At 71.3% G+C, this 15630-nt stretch carries 18 protein-coding genes and 1 tRNA gene; 9 read left to right on the plus strand and 10 right to left on the minus strand.

Going from position 1 to position 15630, the window contains the following annotated elements:
- The first annotated feature begins 122 nt into the window (after nt 1-122).
- A tRNA-Met gene (locus tag ACH4K4_RS12560) sits at nt 123-196 on the plus strand.
- Between the two features lie 84 nt (nt 197-280).
- Here ACH4K4_RS12560 and ACH4K4_RS12565 read toward each other — a convergent pair.
- Both ACH4K4_RS12565 and ACH4K4_RS12570 read right to left on the minus strand, forming a co-directional pair.
- Nucleotides 281-475, minus strand: coding sequence for a hypothetical protein (locus ACH4K4_RS12565; protein ID WP_398166838.1), 195 nt, complete (start codon nt 473-475; stop codon nt 281-283).
- A gap of 107 nt (nt 476-582) precedes the next feature.
- On the minus strand, nt 583-1002 hold the full coding sequence (locus ACH4K4_RS12570; RefSeq protein WP_360133195.1) for a Fur family transcriptional regulator: 420 nt from the start codon (nt 1000-1002) through the stop codon (nt 583-585).
- A 156-nt stretch (nt 1003-1158) separates the two neighbouring features.
- On the opposite strand from ACH4K4_RS12570, the gene ACH4K4_RS12575 reads away from it, so the two are divergent.
- Nucleotides 1159-2622 carry a catalase gene (locus tag ACH4K4_RS12575; protein WP_398166840.1) on the plus strand — a complete coding sequence of 488 codons (1464 nt, stop codon included), beginning with the start codon at nt 1159-1161 and terminating at the stop codon, nt 2620-2622.
- A gap of 103 nt (nt 2623-2725) precedes the next feature.
- Here the strand turns inward: ACH4K4_RS12575 and ACH4K4_RS12580 are convergent, their stop codons facing one another.
- Together ACH4K4_RS12580 and hisN are read right to left on the minus strand one after the other, a co-directional pair.
- Nucleotides 2726-3139, minus strand: coding sequence for a cyclic nucleotide-binding/CBS domain-containing protein (locus tag ACH4K4_RS12580; RefSeq protein WP_398167190.1), 414 nt, complete (start codon nt 3137-3139; stop codon nt 2726-2728).
- A 162-nt stretch (nt 3140-3301) separates the two neighbouring features.
- On the minus strand, nt 3302-4105 hold the full coding sequence (gene hisN, locus ACH4K4_RS12585) for a histidinol-phosphatase (RefSeq protein ID WP_360133189.1): 804 nt from the start codon (nt 4103-4105) through the stop codon (nt 3302-3304).
- 141 nt (nt 4106-4246) lie between these two features.
- Between hisN and ACH4K4_RS12590 the strand changes: the two genes are divergently transcribed.
- Nucleotides 4247-4909 (plus strand): TetR/AcrR family transcriptional regulator, encoded by a 663-nt coding sequence (locus tag ACH4K4_RS12590; protein ID WP_398166842.1) that lies wholly within the window; start codon nt 4247-4249, stop codon nt 4907-4909.
- 13 nt (nt 4910-4922) lie between these two features.
- Here ACH4K4_RS12590 and ACH4K4_RS12595 read toward each other — a convergent pair whose 3' ends face one another.
- The 4 genes from ACH4K4_RS12595 to ACH4K4_RS12610 form a co-directional block, all read right to left on the minus strand.
- Nucleotides 4923-5246, minus strand: coding sequence for a DMT family transporter (locus ACH4K4_RS12595; protein ID WP_398166843.1), 324 nt, complete (start codon nt 5244-5246; stop codon nt 4923-4925).
- A 90-nt stretch (nt 5247-5336) separates the two neighbouring features.
- Nucleotides 5337-6344: a ribosome small subunit-dependent GTPase A gene (gene rsgA / locus ACH4K4_RS12600; RefSeq protein ID WP_398166845.1), complete on the minus strand. Its 1008-nt coding sequence runs from the start codon at nt 6342-6344 to the stop codon at nt 5337-5339.
- Nucleotides 6345-6357: 13 nt separating this feature from the next.
- Nucleotides 6358-7725, minus strand: coding sequence for a 3-phosphoshikimate 1-carboxyvinyltransferase (gene aroA, locus ACH4K4_RS12605; RefSeq protein WP_398166846.1), 1368 nt, complete (start codon nt 7723-7725; stop codon nt 6358-6360).
- Nucleotides 7726-7825: 100 nt separating this feature from the next.
- The gene (locus ACH4K4_RS12610) at nt 7826-8539 is read right to left on the minus strand and encodes a M50 family metallopeptidase (RefSeq protein ID WP_398166848.1); all 714 of its coding nucleotides are present in this window, start codon (nt 8537-8539) and stop codon (nt 7826-7828) included.
- Nucleotides 8540-8574: 35 nt separating this feature from the next.
- On the opposite strand from ACH4K4_RS12610, the gene ACH4K4_RS12615 reads away from it, so the two are divergent.
- Both ACH4K4_RS12615 and ACH4K4_RS12620 read left to right on the plus strand, forming a co-directional pair.
- Complete coding sequence (locus ACH4K4_RS12615) at nt 8575-9393, plus strand: SOS response-associated peptidase (RefSeq protein WP_398166850.1); 819 nt, start codon at nt 8575-8577, stop codon at nt 9391-9393.
- A gap of 66 nt (nt 9394-9459) precedes the next feature.
- A complete protein-coding gene (locus tag ACH4K4_RS12620) occupies nt 9460-10086 on the plus strand; it encodes an alpha/beta family hydrolase (protein ID WP_398166851.1) in 627 nt (208 codons plus the stop codon).
- A gap of 30 nt (nt 10087-10116) precedes the next feature.
- On the opposite strand, the gene ACH4K4_RS12625 is transcribed toward ACH4K4_RS12620, so the two are convergent.
- Nucleotides 10117-10710 (minus strand): helix-turn-helix domain-containing protein, encoded by a 594-nt coding sequence (locus ACH4K4_RS12625; protein WP_398166852.1) that lies wholly within the window; start codon nt 10708-10710, stop codon nt 10117-10119.
- A gap of 344 nt (nt 10711-11054) precedes the next feature.
- Here ACH4K4_RS12625 and ACH4K4_RS12630 point away from each other — a divergent pair, with 344 nt between their 5' ends.
- The 4 genes from ACH4K4_RS12630 (at nt 11055) to def (ending at nt 14479) form a co-directional block, all read left to right on the plus strand.
- Nucleotides 11055-11744: a sigma-70 family RNA polymerase sigma factor gene (locus ACH4K4_RS12630; RefSeq protein ID WP_398167192.1), complete on the plus strand. Its 690-nt coding sequence runs from the start codon at nt 11055-11057 to the stop codon at nt 11742-11744.
- Nucleotides 11741-12148 carry a mycothiol system anti-sigma-R factor gene (gene rsrA, locus ACH4K4_RS12635; protein WP_398166854.1) on the plus strand — a complete coding sequence of 136 codons (408 nt, stop codon included), beginning with the start codon at nt 11741-11743 and terminating at the stop codon, nt 12146-12148. The genes ACH4K4_RS12630 and rsrA overlap by 4 nt, the downstream gene beginning before the upstream one ends.
- 634 nt (nt 12149-12782) lie before the next feature.
- The gene (locus tag ACH4K4_RS12640; protein WP_398166856.1) at nt 12783-13769 is read left to right on the plus strand and encodes a tetratricopeptide repeat protein; all 987 of its coding nucleotides are present in this window, start codon (nt 12783-12785) and stop codon (nt 13767-13769) included.
- 68 nt (nt 13770-13837) lie between these two features.
- Nucleotides 13838-14479 carry a peptide deformylase gene (gene def / locus ACH4K4_RS12645; protein ID WP_398166858.1) on the plus strand — a complete coding sequence of 214 codons (642 nt, stop codon included), beginning with the start codon at nt 13838-13840 and terminating at the stop codon, nt 14477-14479.
- A 75-nt stretch (nt 14480-14554) separates the two neighbouring features.
- On the opposite strand, the gene ACH4K4_RS12650 is transcribed toward def, so the two are convergent.
- Entirely contained in the window at nt 14555-15628 is a 1074-nt protein-coding gene (locus tag ACH4K4_RS12650) for a ribonucleotide-diphosphate reductase subunit beta (protein WP_398166860.1), read from the minus strand.
- Nucleotides 15629-15630 lie beyond the last annotated feature (2 nt).

The following is a 15630-nucleotide window of genomic DNA, read 5'->3' on the forward strand; positions in this document are numbered from 1 at the left end:
CACGGGTGCCGCCACGGGCCCGTGAGCCCGCCCCCTCGCGCGCCCCGCTGCCGCTGGCCCCAAGGCAACGGACAGTGATTTGCGCTGGTCGTCGTAGTGGGGGTAGGGTTGAAACACAACGGCGCGGGGTGGAGCAGCTCGGTAGCTCGCTGGGCTCATAACCCAGAGGTCGCAGGTTCAAATCCTGTCCCCGCTACTGAAGACGAAGGCCCGGATCTCAGGATCCGGGCCTTCGTCGTATGAGCGCCGTCGTGTGAGCGCACGGGCTCCGCGTGGCGCGTCACCCGCCGGAGCGTTCGCCCTTCGGGCCCTGGCCGCGCCGGGTCCGCGGACCGCTGCTGCGCCAGCCCTCCTCGTTCTGGAGGGTCTCGTTGGCCTCCTCGTTGGCCTGCTGATCGTTGATTCCGCTGTTCTCGGCGTCCTTGCGGAGCCGCGCGCGGCGGGTGTCGTACTTCTTGCTACCGGGCTCGGGCACGGTGACCACCTCCTGGGCCCTGGGTGCCCCGGCGGATCGGGAGAAAACGCCCGATCCGGTGCATGGCGGTCAGGGCTCCAGGGATGTCGCCGTGGTGACGCGGTGGCTCAGGAGTGCGAGTGGCAGTTGGGGCAGATGCCCCGGTAGGTGACCGAGACCTCGGAGACCTGGAAGCCGAACCGTTCCGGCACCGGGAGCGCGGCCAGCGGGTCGCCGTCGAGGTGCACGTCCCTTATGGTCCCGCAGCGCGAGCACACCAGGTGCTGGTGGTCGTGGTGGGCGTTCGGGTCGTACCGCTTGGCGCGGCCGTCCGTGCTGACCTCGATCACCTCACCGAGCGAGACCAGCTCGCCCAGGGTGTTGTACACGGTCGCGCGCGAGATCTCCGGCAGTCGCTCGATCGCCCGCGCGTGCACTTCGTCAGCGGTGTAGTGGACGTGGTCCCCGTCGAGGACCTCGGCGACGACGCGTCGCTGCGCGGTCAGCCGCCAGCCGCGTCCCCGGAGTCGTTCCAGCAGGTCACTCATGCCAATCACCTATCAGTCAGATAAGGCAAGGGTAGCAGTGGCTCGTCCATCACCGGATCAGGTACGAGTTTCGGTAACTTCTTGACTTAGACAAAGTCCAATGTAGGATCTGTTTCGGCGCAAGCCAAGGGCAGGCAGAAGACTCAGGAGGCGCACGTGTCGGTACAGAGCAGCACCGGACCGCTGACCACGGAGGCCGGGGCTCCGGTCGCGGACAACCAGAACAGCGAGACGGCCGGCATCGGCGGCCCCGGACTCGTCCAGGACCAGCTCCTGATGGAGAAGCTCGCGCACTTCAACCGCGAGCGCATCCCGGAGCGCGTGGTGCACGCCCGCGGCGCCGGCGCCTACGGCACCTTCACGGTGACCGCCGACGTGACGAAGTACACCCGCGCCAAGTTCCTCTCCGAGGTCGGCAAGCAGACGGAGACGTTCCTGCGCTTCTCGACGGTCGCGGGCAACCTCGGCTCGGCCGACGCGGTGCGCGACCCGCGCGGCTTCGCGCTGAAGTTCTACACCGAGGACGGCAACTACGACCTCGTCGGCAACAACACCCCGGTGTTCTTCATCAAGGACGCCATCAAGTTCCCGGACTTCATCCACACCCAGAAGCGCGACCCCTACACCGGCTCCCAGGAGGCGGACAACGTCTGGGACTTCTGGGGCCTGTCGCCCGAGTCCACCCACCAGGTGACCTGGCTCTTCGGCGACCGCGGCATCCCGGCGTCCTACCGCCACATGGACGGCTTCGGCTCGCACACCTACCAGTGGAACAACGAGGCCGGCGAGGCCTTCTGGGTGAAGTACCACTTCAAGACCGACCAGGGCATCAAGTGCCTCACCCAGTCCGAGGCCGACAAGCTCGCCGGTGAGGACCCCGACAGCCACCAGCGCGACCTGCGCGAGGCCATCGAGCGCGGCGACTACCCGAGCTGGACCGTCCAGGTGCAGATCATGCCGGTCGCCGAGGCGGCGGCGTACCGCTTCAACCCGTTCGACCTGACCAAGGTCTGGCCGCACGAGGACTACCCGACGATCGAGATCGGCAAGCTGGAGCTCAACCGCAACCCGGAGAACGTCTTCGCCGAGGTCGAGCAGTCGATCTTCTCCCCGCACCACTTCGTGCCGGGCATCGGCCCCTCGCCCGACAAGATGCTCCAGGGCCGCCTGTTCGCGTACGGCGACGCGCACCGCTACCGCGTCGGCATCAACGCCGACCACCTGCCGGTGAACCGCCCGCACGCCACCGAGGCGCGCTCGCACGGCCGCGACGGCGCGCTCTACGACGGCCGCCACGGCCGCGCGAAGAACTACGAGCCGAACAGCTTCGGCGGCCCGGTGGAGACCGGCCGGGCGCTGTGGCAGCCGATCGCGGTGAACGGCACGACCGGCGAGTCGGAGGCGCCCTCGCACGCCGAGGACAACGACTACGTCCAGGCCGGCAACCTCTACCGCCTGATGACGGAGGACGAGAAGGAGCGCCTGATCAACAACCTGGCGGGCTTCATCTCGAAGGTCTCGCGCGACGACATAGCGCAGCGCGCGATCGAGAACTTCCGCAAGGCGGACGCGGACTACGGCAAGCGGTTGGAGGCCGCGGTCCAGGCCCTGCGTGGCTGACCCTCCCTTGCCGTAACACCGAAGAGGCCGGACGCCAGTGGGCTCCGGCCTCTTCGCGTACGCGGCGGGCGCCCCGCGCCCCGTCACTCCCGTTCGCGCTCCGTCACGCCGGTACGGCGCCGATCCGCTCCTCGCGCCGCTCCGAAACGGAGGCCCGGCACCGGATGATGTCGCGGACCGACACGATCCCCACCGGCTCCAGGTCGTCGAGCACGATCAGATGCCGGAAGCCGCCGTGCACCATGGCGTCGGCGGCCTCGTCGAGGGTCCACCCGGGCGCGGCGAAGACCACGTCCGAGGTCGTGTGGGCCTGTGCGGTCTCCAGATCCGGGTCCTCTCCCGCGCCGAGGGAGTTGAGGATGTCGCGTTCGGTGAGGATGCCGAGTCCGCTGGTGTCGGTGTCGAGGACGACGGCCGCGCCGACCCGGCGTGCCGCCATCAGGTGGGCTGCCTGGCGGAGCGTATGGGCGGGCCCGATGGTGAGGACCACCGTGCTCATGGCGTTGCGCACGTACATGGGCATGGGATGGAGCCACCTCCTTCGTGCTTGCGGGTGCACCTTGCGAATCGATTCACAAGTTCACAAGCGTCGGTGTTCTCATGTTCACATGCGCCCGGAGGAGCAACAAGGGGCGCGGAACGGACGGTTGCCGTTCCCGCGCCCCTGGGAAGCCGGTTCTCAGCGGCGGCCGTCGCCGATGTAGTTCAGCAGTTCCTCGTGCAGCAGGCCGTTGGAGGCCGCGGCGTTCCCGCTGTGCGGGCCCGGCACGCCGTCCAGGCCGGTGAACCGGCCGCCCGCCTCCTGCACGACGACGGCGCAGGCCGCCATGTCCCACAGCGACAGCTCCGGCTCCGCGCAGATGTCCACCGAGCCCTCGGCGACCATCATGTACGGCCAGAAGTCGCCGTAGCCCCGGGTGCGCCAGCAGTCCCGCGACAGTTCGAGGAAGCCGGGGAGCCGACCCTGCTCCTCCCAGCCGGTGAGCGAGGAGTACGCGAACGACGCGTCCTGGATGCGGCCCACCTGCGACGCCTGGAGCCGGCTCGCGGAGGTCAGACTGCGGCCCGTGTACGCGCCCAGGCCCTCCGCCGCCCACCAGCGGCGGTTGAGCGCGGGCGCGGAGACGACGCCGACCACCGGGCGGTCGCCGCCCTCGCCGCGCTCCATCAGGGCGATGAGCGTGGCCCAGACCGGGACCCCGCGCACGTAGTTCTTGGTGCCGTCGATGGGGTCGATGATCCAGCGGCGCGGGCCCGAGCCCTCGCTGCCGAACTCCTCGCCCAGGACGGCGTCCCGTGGACGGGCGCGCTGCAGATGACCGCGGATCAGTTCCTCGGCCGCCTTGTCGGCCTCGCTCACCGGGGTCATGTCCGGTTTGGTCTCGACCTTGAGGTCGAGAGCCTTGAACCGCTCCATGGTCGCGGCGTCGGCGGCGTCCGCCAGGACGTGACCGAGGCGGAGGTCATCGTGATAGTCGGGCATGTGCGAACAGTATCGATTGGTATACGACACGAGCCACATGACCACGATTCCCCGGCGCGTACGGACCCTTGACAGCTCCTGGTGGCGAGTCAATTCTGTGCGGCACACCGGCCATCTGGGCCGGCGGCCTGGGAGGCGACGATGCCTACAGCGCGTGAATCCTTGCTGGACGCCGCCTACGCGGCGCTCGCGGCCAGGCCGTGGGCGGGCGTCCGGATGGTCGATGTCGCGGCCGAGGCCGGGGTGTCCCGGCAGACCCTCTACAACGAGTTCGGCAGCAAGGAAGGGCTGGCCAGGGCCCTGGTGCGCCGGGAGACCGAGGGCTATATCGCCGGCGTGGCGCGGGCCCTGGAGGAACCGGCGCCGCCGGCCGGCGCGGGCACCGGCGCCGAGGCCCGGGTCGTCGCTGCGGCCACGTGGACCGTACGGGCAGCGCGGACCAATCCGCTGGTACGGGCGGCCCTGACGGGTTGCTGGAGCGAGCGCCTTCCCACGCCGGTGGGCGCGGTGTACGACTCGGGCGTACCGGGGCAGCGTGGGGCGCACACCGGCGCCGGCGCGCCGTTCGGCGGGGCGCACTCCGACGGGCCGCCGCCGGGGCCCACGGAGCTGGTGGGCCGGTTCTGCGACTGCGCGGTGGCCGCGCTGGAGGCCGACTGGCCCAAGGAAGACCTCCCCGAACTCGGCACCGCCTGCGCCACGGCGGCCCGCCTCACCCTGTCGTACGTCGTCGCCCCCGCCGAACCGGAGGACCTGACCCGCCAGCTCCACAAGGCCTTCGCCCAAGCGGCCCACCGGGGGTGAGCCCGGGTGCGAACTAGTGGGCCGAGCCCGACAGCTGGAGGCCGATGACGCCGACGATGACGAAGGAGATGGAGACCAGCTTGAGGGTGGAGACGAGGTCGCCGAGGAAGACCATGCCGTAGATGGCGGTGCCGGCGGCGCCGATGCCGGTCCAGACCGCGTAGGCCGGACCGACGTCGAGCTTCTTCAGGGAGAGCGTCAGCAGACCGAAGCTGCCGAGGGCGAAGCAGGCGAAGGCGATGGTGGGCCAGAGGCGGGTGAAGCCGTGCGAGAGCTTGAGGCAGACCGCGAACCCGGTCTCCAGGAGTCCCGCCACCACGACGAGCAGCCACGCCATGTCCATTGCCTCCGTACGGTCCGTGACCGCTTCGCCAGCCTTGGTGTGATTATGCATTTACCTCGGCGGAGGGGCGGCAAACTTGAGCGATCAGTCCCCCTCGCGTCGCTCCCTCGTGGCCAGCAGACGGCGTAGTGAATACAGGCGCGCCGGGTCCGCGTGGCCGTCGGCCACCCACTGGTCCAGGGCGCAGTCCGGCTCGTCGTGGCTGCACGCGCGGGGACAGCCGACGGTGCCGGGCACCAGGTCGGGGAAGGCGAGGACGACCCGGGACGGGTCCACGTGGTGGAGGCCGAAGGACCGGACGCCCGGCGTGTCGATGACCCAGCCCGCGTCGTCGGGCAGGGGCAGGGCGAGCGCGGAGGTCGTGGTGTGGCGGCCGCGCCCGGTGACCGCGTTGACGTGGCCGGTGGCCCGCTTCCGGGCCGGTACCAGGGCGTTGACGAGGGTGGTCTTGCCGACGCCGGAGTGGCCCACGAAGGCGGTCATGTGTCCGCGCAGCCGTTCGCGCACCCGGTCGGCGGCGGTGCCGTCGGCGAGTTCGTCGCGGTTGGTGACGAGGTAGGGGACGCCGATCGTGCCGTACGACTCCAGGAGCGTGTCGGGGGAGGCCAGGTCGGACTTGGTGAGGACCAGCAGCGGGTCCAGGCCCGCGTCGAACGCGGCGACCAGGCAGCGGTCGATCAGCCGCGGCCGCGGTTCCGGGTCGGCGAGCGCGGTGACGATCGCGAGCTGGTCGGCGTTGGCGACGACCACCCGCTCGAACGGGTCGTCGTCGTCCGCCGTGCGCCGCAGCGTGGAGCTGCGCGGCTCGACCCGGACGATCCGCGCGAGGGTGTCCTTCGCGCCGGACAGGTCGCCGACGACCGCGACCCGGTCGCCGACGACGGCGGACTTGCGGCCCAGCTCGCGGGCCTTCATCGCGGTGACCGTGCGGTCCTCGATCAGGCAGGTGATCCGGCCGCGGTCGACGGTCAGGACCAGGCCCTCGCTGGCGTCCTCGTGCTTGGGCCGGATGTTCGTACGGGGGCGGTTGCCCTTGCGGTTGGGACGGACGCGGATGTCGTCCTCGTCGGGGTTCTTGCCGTAGCGCCGCATGGTCGGAAGATCCTCAGCCTCTCCGCGCGGGGGCCGCGGCCTCGCCGAGCATCCCGGTCCACAGGGAGGGGAAGTCGGGGAGCGTCTTGGCGGTCGTCGCCACGTTCTCGACCTGTACGCCCGGGACGGCCAGGCCGATGATCGCGGCGGCGGTGGCCAGCCGGTGGTCCTCGTAGGTGTGGAAGATCCCGCCGTGCAGCGGGCGCGGCCGGATGTGCAGGCCGTCCTCGGTCTCCGTGACGTCGCCGCCCAGCTCGTTGATCTCCTTGGTGAGCGCCGCCAGCCGGTCGGTCTCGTGCAGGCGCAGGTGGGCGACGCCGCGCAGGGTGGAGGGGGAGTCGGCGAGGGCGGCGACCGCGGCGATGCCCGGCGTCAGCTCGCCGACCTCGCTCAGGTCGACGTCGATGCCGTGGATGCGCCCGGTGCCGGTGAAGGTCAGACCGCGCTCGGTCAGCTCGCAGGAGCCGCCCATGTCGGTGAAGATCTCGCGCAGCGCGTCGCCGGGCTGGGTGGTGCGCTCGGGCCAGTCGGGAATGGTGACCCGGCCGCCGGTGACCAGCGCCGCCGCCAGGAACGGCTGGGCGTTGGACAGGTCCGGCTCGACGATCAGGTCGCGGCCCAGCAGGGCGCCGGGGGTGACCCGCCAGACGTTCGGCTCGCCGCCGGACTCGGGGGTGTCCACCTGGGCGCCGACGCTGCGCAGCATGTCGACGGTCATCCGGATGTGCGGCATGGAGGGCAGCGCCGAGCCGACGTGCCGTACCTCGACGCCCTGGTTGAAGCGCGGCGCGGAGAGCAGCAGCGCGCTGACGAACTGGGACGAGGAGGAGGCGTCGATCCGTACGGCGCCGCCGTCCAGGGCGCCGCCGCCGTGCACCGTCAGGGGCAGCGCGCCGCGTCCGTCGTCGTCGATGCGGGCACCGAGCGAGCGCAGCGCGTTGATGACGCCGCCGAGAGGCCGCTCGTAGGAGCGCGGGTCGCCGTCGAAGCGGATGGGGCCGTCGGCGAGGGCGGCGACCGGAGGCAGGAAGCGCATGACCGTGCCGGCGTTGCCGACGTCGACGGTGGCCGGGCCGTGCAGCCCGGCCGGGATCACCCGCCACGCCTCGCCGCCGCCGCCGTCGGCGCCGGCCGTCGAGGCGTCGCTGGAGGGGGCGGTCTCCTCGATGCCGACGCCCATCGTGCGCAGCGCCTCGGCCATCAGGAGGGTGTCGCGGGAGCGCAGCGGGCGGCGCAGCCAGCCGGGTTCGGAGGACAGGGCGGCGAGGACGAGGCCACGGTTGGTGACCGATTTGGAGCCGGGTACGGTGACGGTCGCGTCGACCGCCCCGGCAGCGACGGGGGCGGGCCAGAGGGCGGGGTGCACGGGGCTCTCGGTCATGCCCCTCACTTTAATGGCTGGGCCGGGGTGCAAATCTTGATCAAAAGTGGCGCAACCTGCAGGAAACACGGCACTGGTAGTGCGGCCGGGACGCGCGGGCTCAGATGTCCAGCAGCCAGCGCCCGCCGCCGGCCAGTGAGCACAGTGTCACCAGGTGGAAGAGGCCGAGCCAGACGGCCGCCGGTACGCGGGTGAGGCGGGCCAGCTGGTCGGGGTCGGAGTCCCCGGCCCGGCCGCGGCGCCGTTTGCCCTGGAGCTCGAAGGGCGGCCGCACGCCGCCGAGCAGCAGGAACCACACCACCGCGTACGCGAACGCCGCCTGCACGTCGGGGGTGGTCAGCCAGGAGACGAGGAAGAAGGCGGCGCCGGAGAGGACGACGGTCAGCACGCCGTACGCGTTGCGGATCATCAGCAGCATCGCGGCGAGCAGCGCGGTGGCGCCCCACAGCAGCGCCGTGATGTGCCCGGAGGCCAGCAGCCAGGCGCCGAGGAGCCCCAGCAGGGACGGGGTGACGTACCCGGCGGCCGCGGTGAGGACCATGCCGAGGCCGGTGGGTTTGCCGCGCGAGACCGTCAGCCCCGAGGTGTCCGAGTGCAGCCGGATCCCGGACAGCCGGCGGCCGCTGAGCAGCGCCACCAGGCCGTGCCCGCCCTCGTGGGCGATGGTGATGGCGTTACGGGAGAGCCGCCAGGCGTTGTACGGGGCGATGGCGCCGAGGGCGACGACCGCCGCGGCGACGACCAGCCAGGCCGGCGGGTCGGGCTGGATGCCGAAAACCCTGTCCCATACGTCGGTGATATGACCGGTGTCCATCTCTCCCCTTGGTCTGGCGTGGCACTGTGGCATGCATGTGCGGACGGTATGCAGCGAGTCGCAGCCCCGAGGATCTGGCGGGGCTCTTCGAGGTCGAGAAGTGGGAGCCGGAGGAGACCCTGGCGCCCGACTGGAACATCGCGCCGACGAAGCACGTCCACGCGGTGCTCGAACGTCCCCTTAAAGACGCGGAAGACCGGCGTCCGGTTCGCCAGTTGCGGAGACTGACCTGGGGACTGGTCCCCTCGTGGGCGAAATCACCCGATGTCGGAGTGAAGATGATCAACGCTCGTGCCGAGACGGTGCACGAGAAGCCCTCGTTCCGGCGGCCGTTCGCGGCCCGCCGCTGCCTGCTGCCCGGCGACGGCTACTACGAGTGGGTCACGGCCGCCGCCGAACGGCAGCTGGAAGAGCAGGGCAAGAAGAAGCGCCCCCGCAAGCAGCCGTACTTCGTCACCCCGGCGGACGGACAGGTGATGGCGCTGGCCGGCCTGTACGAGTTCTGGCGCGACCGCACGCTGCCCGACGACCACCCGCAGGCGTGGTGGGCGACCTGCACGGTCGTCACCACCGAGGCCGAGACCACCCCGCTGGCGAACGCGGACGGCGGCGAGGGCCCGCAGGCGCTCGCCGACATCCACCCCCGGATGCCGCTGGTCATGACGCCCGACAAGTGGGACGCCTGGCTCGACCCGGCCCGTACGGACGTGGCCGACCTGCTGCCGCTGCTCGCGCCGCCGCCCGCCGGGCTGATGCGCGCGTACCCGGTGCCGACCGAGGTGAGCAACGTCCGCAACAACGGTCCCGAGCTGGTCAAGGAGCTGGCGGCGCCGGAGGCGGGCACGCTGTTCTGAGGGCCGGCGCCGGTCCGCCGCGCGCCCCGGCGCCGCCGCGCCCGAGCGAGGCGGCAGGATGAGCCCGTGAGCGAAACAGTCGAGACTCCTGTGGGTGAGGCCCGGATCACCTGGCATCCGGCGGAGGGCGCGCGGGCCGTCCTCGCCGTGAGCCACGGCGCCGGCGGCGGTATCGAGGCGCGGGACCTGCGGGCCCTGGCGGCGCGGCTGCCCGCGCGCGGGTACACGGTGGCGCTGGTCGAGCAGCCGTGGCGGGTGGCGGGCAAGAAGCTGGCGCCGGCTCCCAAGACGCTGGACGCGGCGTGGACCGCGCTGTGGCCCGCGCTGGCGAAGCCGGGCCTGCCGGTGGTCGCGGGCGGGCGCAGCGCGGGGGCGCGGGTGGCCTGCCGTACGGCGCGCGACCTGGGCGCGCACGCCGTACTGGCGCTGAGCTTCCCGCTGCATCCGCCGGGCAAGCCGGAGAAGTCGCGCGCGGACGAGCTGACCGGTGCCGGGGTGCCGACGCTGGTGGTGCAGGGCGGCCGCGACCCGTTCGGGCGGCCGTCGGAGTTCCCGGCGGGCACCCGCATCACCGAGGTGCCGTACGCGGACCACGGGTTCGCCGTGCCGAAGAAGGCGGACCTCGACGAGCCGGCGGCCATGGCCGTGATCACGGACGCGGTGGGCGACTGGCTGGACGGGCTCCTCGCCTGACCCGCCGGGCCCGTCCTCGTCCGCGGGCTCTCAGTCCTCCTTGTCCCTGCCGCGCGGCTTGGCGCGTACGTGCATCCGCTCGCCCTGCCGCCCGAAGAGGCTGAGGACTTCCACCGGTTCGTCGCCCGCCGGGCCGAACCAGTGCGGCAGCCGGGTGTCGAACTCGGCGGCCTCCCCCGACCGCAGCACCACGTCCCGGTCCGCGAGCAGCAGCCGCAGCCGCCCGGAGAGCACGTACATCCACTCGTAGCCCTCGTGGGTGCGCTGTTCGGGCGGACCGGCCACCGGCTCGATGACCATCTTGTACGCCTGGAGCCCGCCGGGCTGCCGGGTCAGCGGCACGATCGTCATGTGGTCCCTGCGGTGCGGCACGGCACGCACCCGCGGATCGCCGACCTCGGGCGCGCCGACCAGTTCGTCCAGCGGCACCTGGTGGGCCTGGGCGAGCGGCAGCAGCAGTTCGAGGGTGGCCTTGCGGCCGCCCGATTCGAGGCGCGAGAGAGTACTCACCGAGATGCCCGTGGTCTCCGCGAGGGCCGTGAGCGTCACCCCCCGTTCCTGCCGCAGCCGCCGCAGCCGCGGTCCCACGTCCGCCAGCACCCGTTCGTACGCCTTGTCGTTCATCTCTTCATTGCCGAAGCGGCAACGGCTTTTGTCAAGCGCTGTGGCCGGATCCGGCGGGTGGCGGACCGGGCCGTGACCGGGCTCACGGCCCGGTCGCCCGGTGCGGGAATGACGTGCGGGGTGCGGCTGTTGTGCGGGTTGTAGGAACGCCGGGAGAACCTTGAGGAATGGGAGTCCGCCGCATGGGAATCGCTTGCCCAGCCCGCCCGCAGGCCGCTGACCTGCAGTGGACACAGCTGCGGGGCACGCAGACCGCCATGGCTGGAGCGGCGGCCATACCGGATCGTCGTCTATTCTCCGATTCGAGCGGGTCCGCATCCGGATCCGTCACGGTGTTGGAGGAGGTGGGTCCGGTCACCGGTACCGACGCAGGGACCGACGGCACGGCAGAGGGACACGCTGGACGTGGGAACAAGGAGACGGACGCCGAGCGCAACGCGCGTTTCGAGCGGGACGCGCTCACTTTCCTGGACCAGATGTATTCGGCCGCGCTGCGCATGACGCGCAACCCGGCCGATGCGGAGGACCTGGTTCAGGAGACGTACGCGAAGGCGTATGCGTCGTTCCACCAGTTCCGTGAGGGAACGAACCTCAAGGCGTGGCTGTACCGCATCCTCACGAACACCTTCATCAACTCCTACCGCAAGAAGCAGCGCGAACCCCAGCGCAGTGCCGCCGAGGAGATCGAGGACTGGCAGCTGGCGCGCGCCGAGTCGCACATGTCGACGGGGCTGCGCTCCGCCGAGTCGCAGGCGCTGGACCACCTGCCCGACTCCGACGTGAAGGCCGCGCTCCAGGCCATTCCGGAGGAATTCCGCATCGCGGTCTATCTCGCGGACGTCGAGGGCTTTGCGTACAAGGAGATCGCCGACATCATGGGTACACCCATCGGCACGGTGATGTCCCGTCTGCACCGCGGCCGGCGCCAACTGCGCGGCATGCTGGAGGATTACGCCCGTGAGCGTGGGCTGGTCCCCGCCGGGGCAGGCGCTGCGACCGCGCAGTCGCACGATCGGAAAGGCTCGGGATCATGAGCTGCGGAGAGCCGCACGAGAAGGACTGCTCAGAGGTCCTCGATCACCTGTACGAGTATCTGGACCGCGAAATGCCGGCCGGTGAGTGCGAGAAGTTCCAGGAGCACTTCGACGAGTGCTCGCCCTGCCTGGAGAAGTACGGGCTGGAGCAGGCCGTCAAGAAGCTCGTCAAGCGCTGCTGCGGCCACGACGACGTACCGGTCGACCTGCGCTCGAAGGTCATGGGCCGGATCGACCTGATCCGCGCGGGCGAGGCGGTGCCCGAGCAGAGCGTGCTCGAACAGGCCAAGCAGGAGCAGGCGGCGGCCCGTGCCGCCGCGGCCGCCAAGGCCCCCGAGCAGCCGTCCGGGCCCGGCCCGGACGCCGCGCTCGACGCGCGTGGTGAGACCGCGCGGGCCGAATAAGACGGCATATCACCCTATGGGGTGAGGGGGCGGGGCGATGCGTCCCGCCCGAACCCCCTCCCGCCGTGGGCCAACTCCCTTATGCGGAGCCGCAGCTGCCGTTCGCCCCGCCGCCCGCCGTGTCCGCTCACCGGCCCGCGCCGCGAAAGATCGCCGGCCACACCTCGCACGTCCGTTCCCGCGGGACGGGTGAACTGGATCCCGCCGCCCGGAACTTGGGCGTGCGGCGCTGGTGCGCGACACCGGGCAGCGGTGGACCGTACGGCTCGGCGGCGGGGGAGCCGGACGACGGTCCCCCGTACGAGCCACCCGGGGGTCGCTCATCCGTTCCCGGCATTCCCGTCCAGACCTCCGCAAAACCGTATGCAAGGTCATGGAACCCATGGGTAATGAGCGCCCTCGCAGATGGGCATGGTTGGATGCGAAGGAACCCCCGCGAAGGGGGATTCAGGGGGTCGGCGAAAGGCAAGGAGCCGGTGAGGGGGCCGGCAGCGGGCCGCGGGCGGCGCGGCAACCGGGCTGAGCCCGGCGGCAATCTGTGGCAGGTTGTCGAGTGGGCCCCCGAGCGGCCTTCGGCCTCCGTCCGGGACACCGCCCGGGGCGGCATCCAGAGAGCAACCGGCAGGCGGGAATCGTGAGGATCTTCGGCAAGGTACGGCACCGGCCCTCCGCCTCGTGGCGGCAGGCGACCGACCGCGCTTTCACGCTGATCGGCGACGGCCGTTACGAGGACGCGGGCGCGCTGCTGACGCGGGCGGCCGACATGGAGCCGTGGCTGTCGGAGTCCTGGTTCAATCTCGCGCTGCTGCACAAGTTCCGGCACGACTGGGAGCAGGCGCGCGCCGCCGGGCTCCGCGCGGTCGCCCTGCTGGACCGCGAGACCGGGGCCCCCGACTGGTGGAACGTGGGCATCGCCGCCACCGCCCTGCAGGACTGGCCGCTGGCGCGGCGGGCCTGGCAGGCGTACGGCCTCAAGGTCCCCGGCGAGGGCTCGCCGTCCGCCGAACCGGTCGGCATGGAACTGGGCAGCGCCGCTGTCCGCCTCTCGCCGGAGGGCGAGGCCGAGGTGGTCTGGGGCCGCCGCCTGGACCCGGCCCGTATCGAGGTGCTCTCCATCCCGCTGCCGTCCTCCGGGCGGCGCTGGGGCGAGGTGGTCCTCCACGACGGCGTGCCGAACGGCGAGCGCACCACCGCCGCCGGCCCGTCCTTCCCCGTGTTCGACGAGATCGAACTGTGGGCGCCGTCGCCGGTGCCCACCTGGGTCGTGCTCCTGGAGGCCGCGACGGAGACCGACCGGGACGCCCTGGAGCGCCTGGCCGCCGACGCGGGCTTCGCCGCCGAGGACTGGTCCTCCTCCGTACGCCTGCTGTGCCGTACGTGCTCCGAGAGCCGGATGCCCAGCGACGAGGGCGAGGGCGAGCACCTGGACCCGCACGACCACAGCGAGCCGGGCCACCCCGGTCCGCTCGGCCACCGCACGGCGGGCTCCGGCTCGCTGTGGGTGCCGGAGCGCGAATGCGGCATCGCGGCCCCCGCGGGCCTGGTGCGCGGCCTGCTGGACGGCTGGGTCGCGGACAGCCCGGACACCCGCGAGTGGCGCGATCTCGAAGAGGTCTGCTGAGCGCGCGCACGGTGCCCCGTAGGCTTGAGGACGAATAGTTCGGGTTTCCAGGAAGGCGTACGGCGGTCATGGCGCAACAGCCTGTTTTTGATCACAACGAGGAGCGGGCGGCGGAGGGCTTCGTCGACGACGTGACCGGCGCGGCGGAGCGGGAGGCGGCGCACCGCGAGCGCGGCACGTCCCGGCCGATCACCGTCGTCGGCAACCCGGTGCTGCACAAGGAGTGCAAGGACGTCACCGAGTTCGACGAGAAGCTGGCCCAGCTCGTCGACGACATGTTCGCCAGCCAGCGCACGGCCGAGGGCGTCGGCCTGGCCGCCAACCAGATCGGCGTGGACCTGAAGGTCTTCGTCTACGACTGCATGGACGACGAGGGCGTCCGGCACGTCGGCGCGGTCTGCAACCCGGTCCTGGACGAGGTGCCGGTCGAGCGGCGGGTGCTGGACGACTCCAACGAGGGCTGCCTGTCGGTGCCCGGCGCCTACGCCGAGCTGGCCCGCCCCGACTACGCCGTGGTCCGCGGCCAGGACACCGAGGGCAACCCGGTCGCCATCGAGGGCACCGGTTACTTCGCGCGCTGCCTCCAGCACGAGACCGACCACCTGTACGGCTACCTGTACATCGACCGGCTCTCCAAGCGTGACCGCAAGGACGCGCTGAAGCAGATGGCCGAGCGCGAGCCGCGCTACCCCGTCGTCGCCAACGACTGACAGCGCGGACACATACGCCCGAAGGCGGGCCCTGGACGCGTCCAGGGCCCGCCTTCGTATGCCGTGCGGAGCGCTTTAGAACTCGTCGTCGAAGGAGACCGAGCCCTCGACGGCGACCTGGTAGGCCGAGGCGCGCCGCTCGAAGAAGTTGGTCAGCTCCTGGACGTTCTGCAGCTCCATGAAGGAGAACGGGTTCTCCGAGCCGTACACCGGCGCGAAGCCGAGGCGCTGCAGGCGCTGGTCGGCGACGCACTGGAGGTACTCGCGCATCGAGTCGGTGTTCATGCCCGGCAGGCCCTCGCCGCACAGGTCACGGCCGAACTGCAGCTCGGCCTCGACGGCCTCCTTGAGCATGTCGGTGACCTGGCGCTCCAGCTCGTCGTCGAAGAGGTCCGGCTCCTCCTCGCGCACCGTGTCCACGACCGAGAACGCGAAGTTCATGTGCATGGTCTCGTCGCGGAAGACCCAGTTGGTGCCGGTGGCCAGGCCGTGCAGCAGGCCGCGCGAGCGGAACCAGTACACGTACGCGAAGGCGCCGTAGAAGAAGAGGCCCTCGATGCAGGCCGCGAAGCAGATGAGGTTCAGCAGGAAGCGGCGGCGGTCGGCCTTCGACTCCAGGCGGTCGATGGACTCGACCGAGTCCATCCACTTGAAGCAGAACTCGGCCTTCTCACGGATGGAGGGGATGTTCTCCACCGCGGCGAACGCGGCGGCGCGGTCCTCCGGGTCGGGCAGGTAGGTGTCCAGCAGCGTCAGGTAGAACTGGACGTGCACGGCCTCCTCGAACAGCTGCCGGCTCAGGTAGAGCCGCGCCTCGGGGGAGTTGATGTGCTTGTAGAGCGTCAGCACGAGGTTGTTCGCCACGATCGAGTCGCCGGTCGCGAAGAACGCGACGAGCCGGCCGATCATGTGCTGCTCGCCGGGCGACAGCTTGGCGAGGTCGGCCACGTCGGAGTGGAGGTCGACCTCCTCCACGGTCCAGGTGTTCTTGATCGCGTCCCGGTAGCGGTCGTAGAAGTCCGGGTAGCGCATCGGGCGCAGGGTCAGCTCGAAGCCCGGGTCGAGCAGGTTCTTGCTGCCGGTGGTGGCGGTGTGCGAGGCGGCCGCGGTCGTCTCGGGCGTGTCGTTCTTCTCGGGTGCGGTAGTCATGG

This window comes from Streptomyces sp. NPDC017529, assembly GCF_044329785.1.
Classification (GTDB): Bacteria; Actinomycetota; Actinomycetes; order Streptomycetales; family Streptomycetaceae; genus Streptomyces.

Coding starts and splice junctions, on each gene's coding strand:
- ACH4K4_RS12570 (WP_360133195.1), bottom strand. CDS start 1,002: ATGAGTGACCTGCTGGAACGACTCCGGGGACGCGGCTGGCGGCTGACC.
- ACH4K4_RS12580 (WP_398167190.1), bottom strand. CDS start 3,139: ATGTACGTGCGCAACGCCATGAGCACGGTGGTCCTCACCATCGGGCCC.
- hisN (WP_360133189.1), bottom strand. CDS start 4,105: ATGCCCGACTATCACGATGACCTCCGCCTCGGTCACGTCCTGGCGGAC.
- ACH4K4_RS12590 (WP_398166842.1), top strand. CDS start 4,247: ATGCCTACAGCGCGTGAATCCTTGCTGGACGCCGCCTACGCGGCGCTC.
- ACH4K4_RS12595 (WP_398166843.1), bottom strand. CDS start 5,246: ATGGCGTGGCTGCTCGTCGTGGTGGCGGGACTCCTGGAGACCGGGTTC.
- rsgA (WP_398166845.1), bottom strand. CDS start 6,344: ATGCGGCGCTACGGCAAGAACCCCGACGAGGACGACATCCGCGTCCGT.
- aroA (WP_398166846.1), bottom strand. CDS start 7,725: ATGACCGAGAGCCCCGTGCACCCCGCCCTCTGGCCCGCCCCCGTCGCT.
- ACH4K4_RS12610 (WP_398166848.1), bottom strand. CDS start 8,539: ATGGACACCGGTCATATCACCGACGTATGGGACAGGGTTTTCGGCATC.
- ACH4K4_RS12615 (WP_398166850.1), top strand. CDS start 8,575: ATGTGCGGACGGTATGCAGCGAGTCGCAGCCCCGAGGATCTGGCGGGG.
- ACH4K4_RS12625 (WP_398166852.1), bottom strand. CDS start 10,710: ATGAACGACAAGGCGTACGAACGGGTGCTGGCGGACGTGGGACCGCGG.
- rsrA (WP_398166854.1), top strand. CDS start 11,741: ATGAGCTGCGGAGAGCCGCACGAGAAGGACTGCTCAGAGGTCCTCGAT.
- def (WP_398166858.1), top strand. CDS start 13,838: ATGGCGCAACAGCCTGTTTTTGATCACAACGAGGAGCGGGCGGCGGAG.
- ACH4K4_RS12650 (WP_398166860.1), bottom strand. CDS start 15,628: ATGACTACCGCACCCGAGAAGAACGACACGCCCGAGACGACCGCGGCC.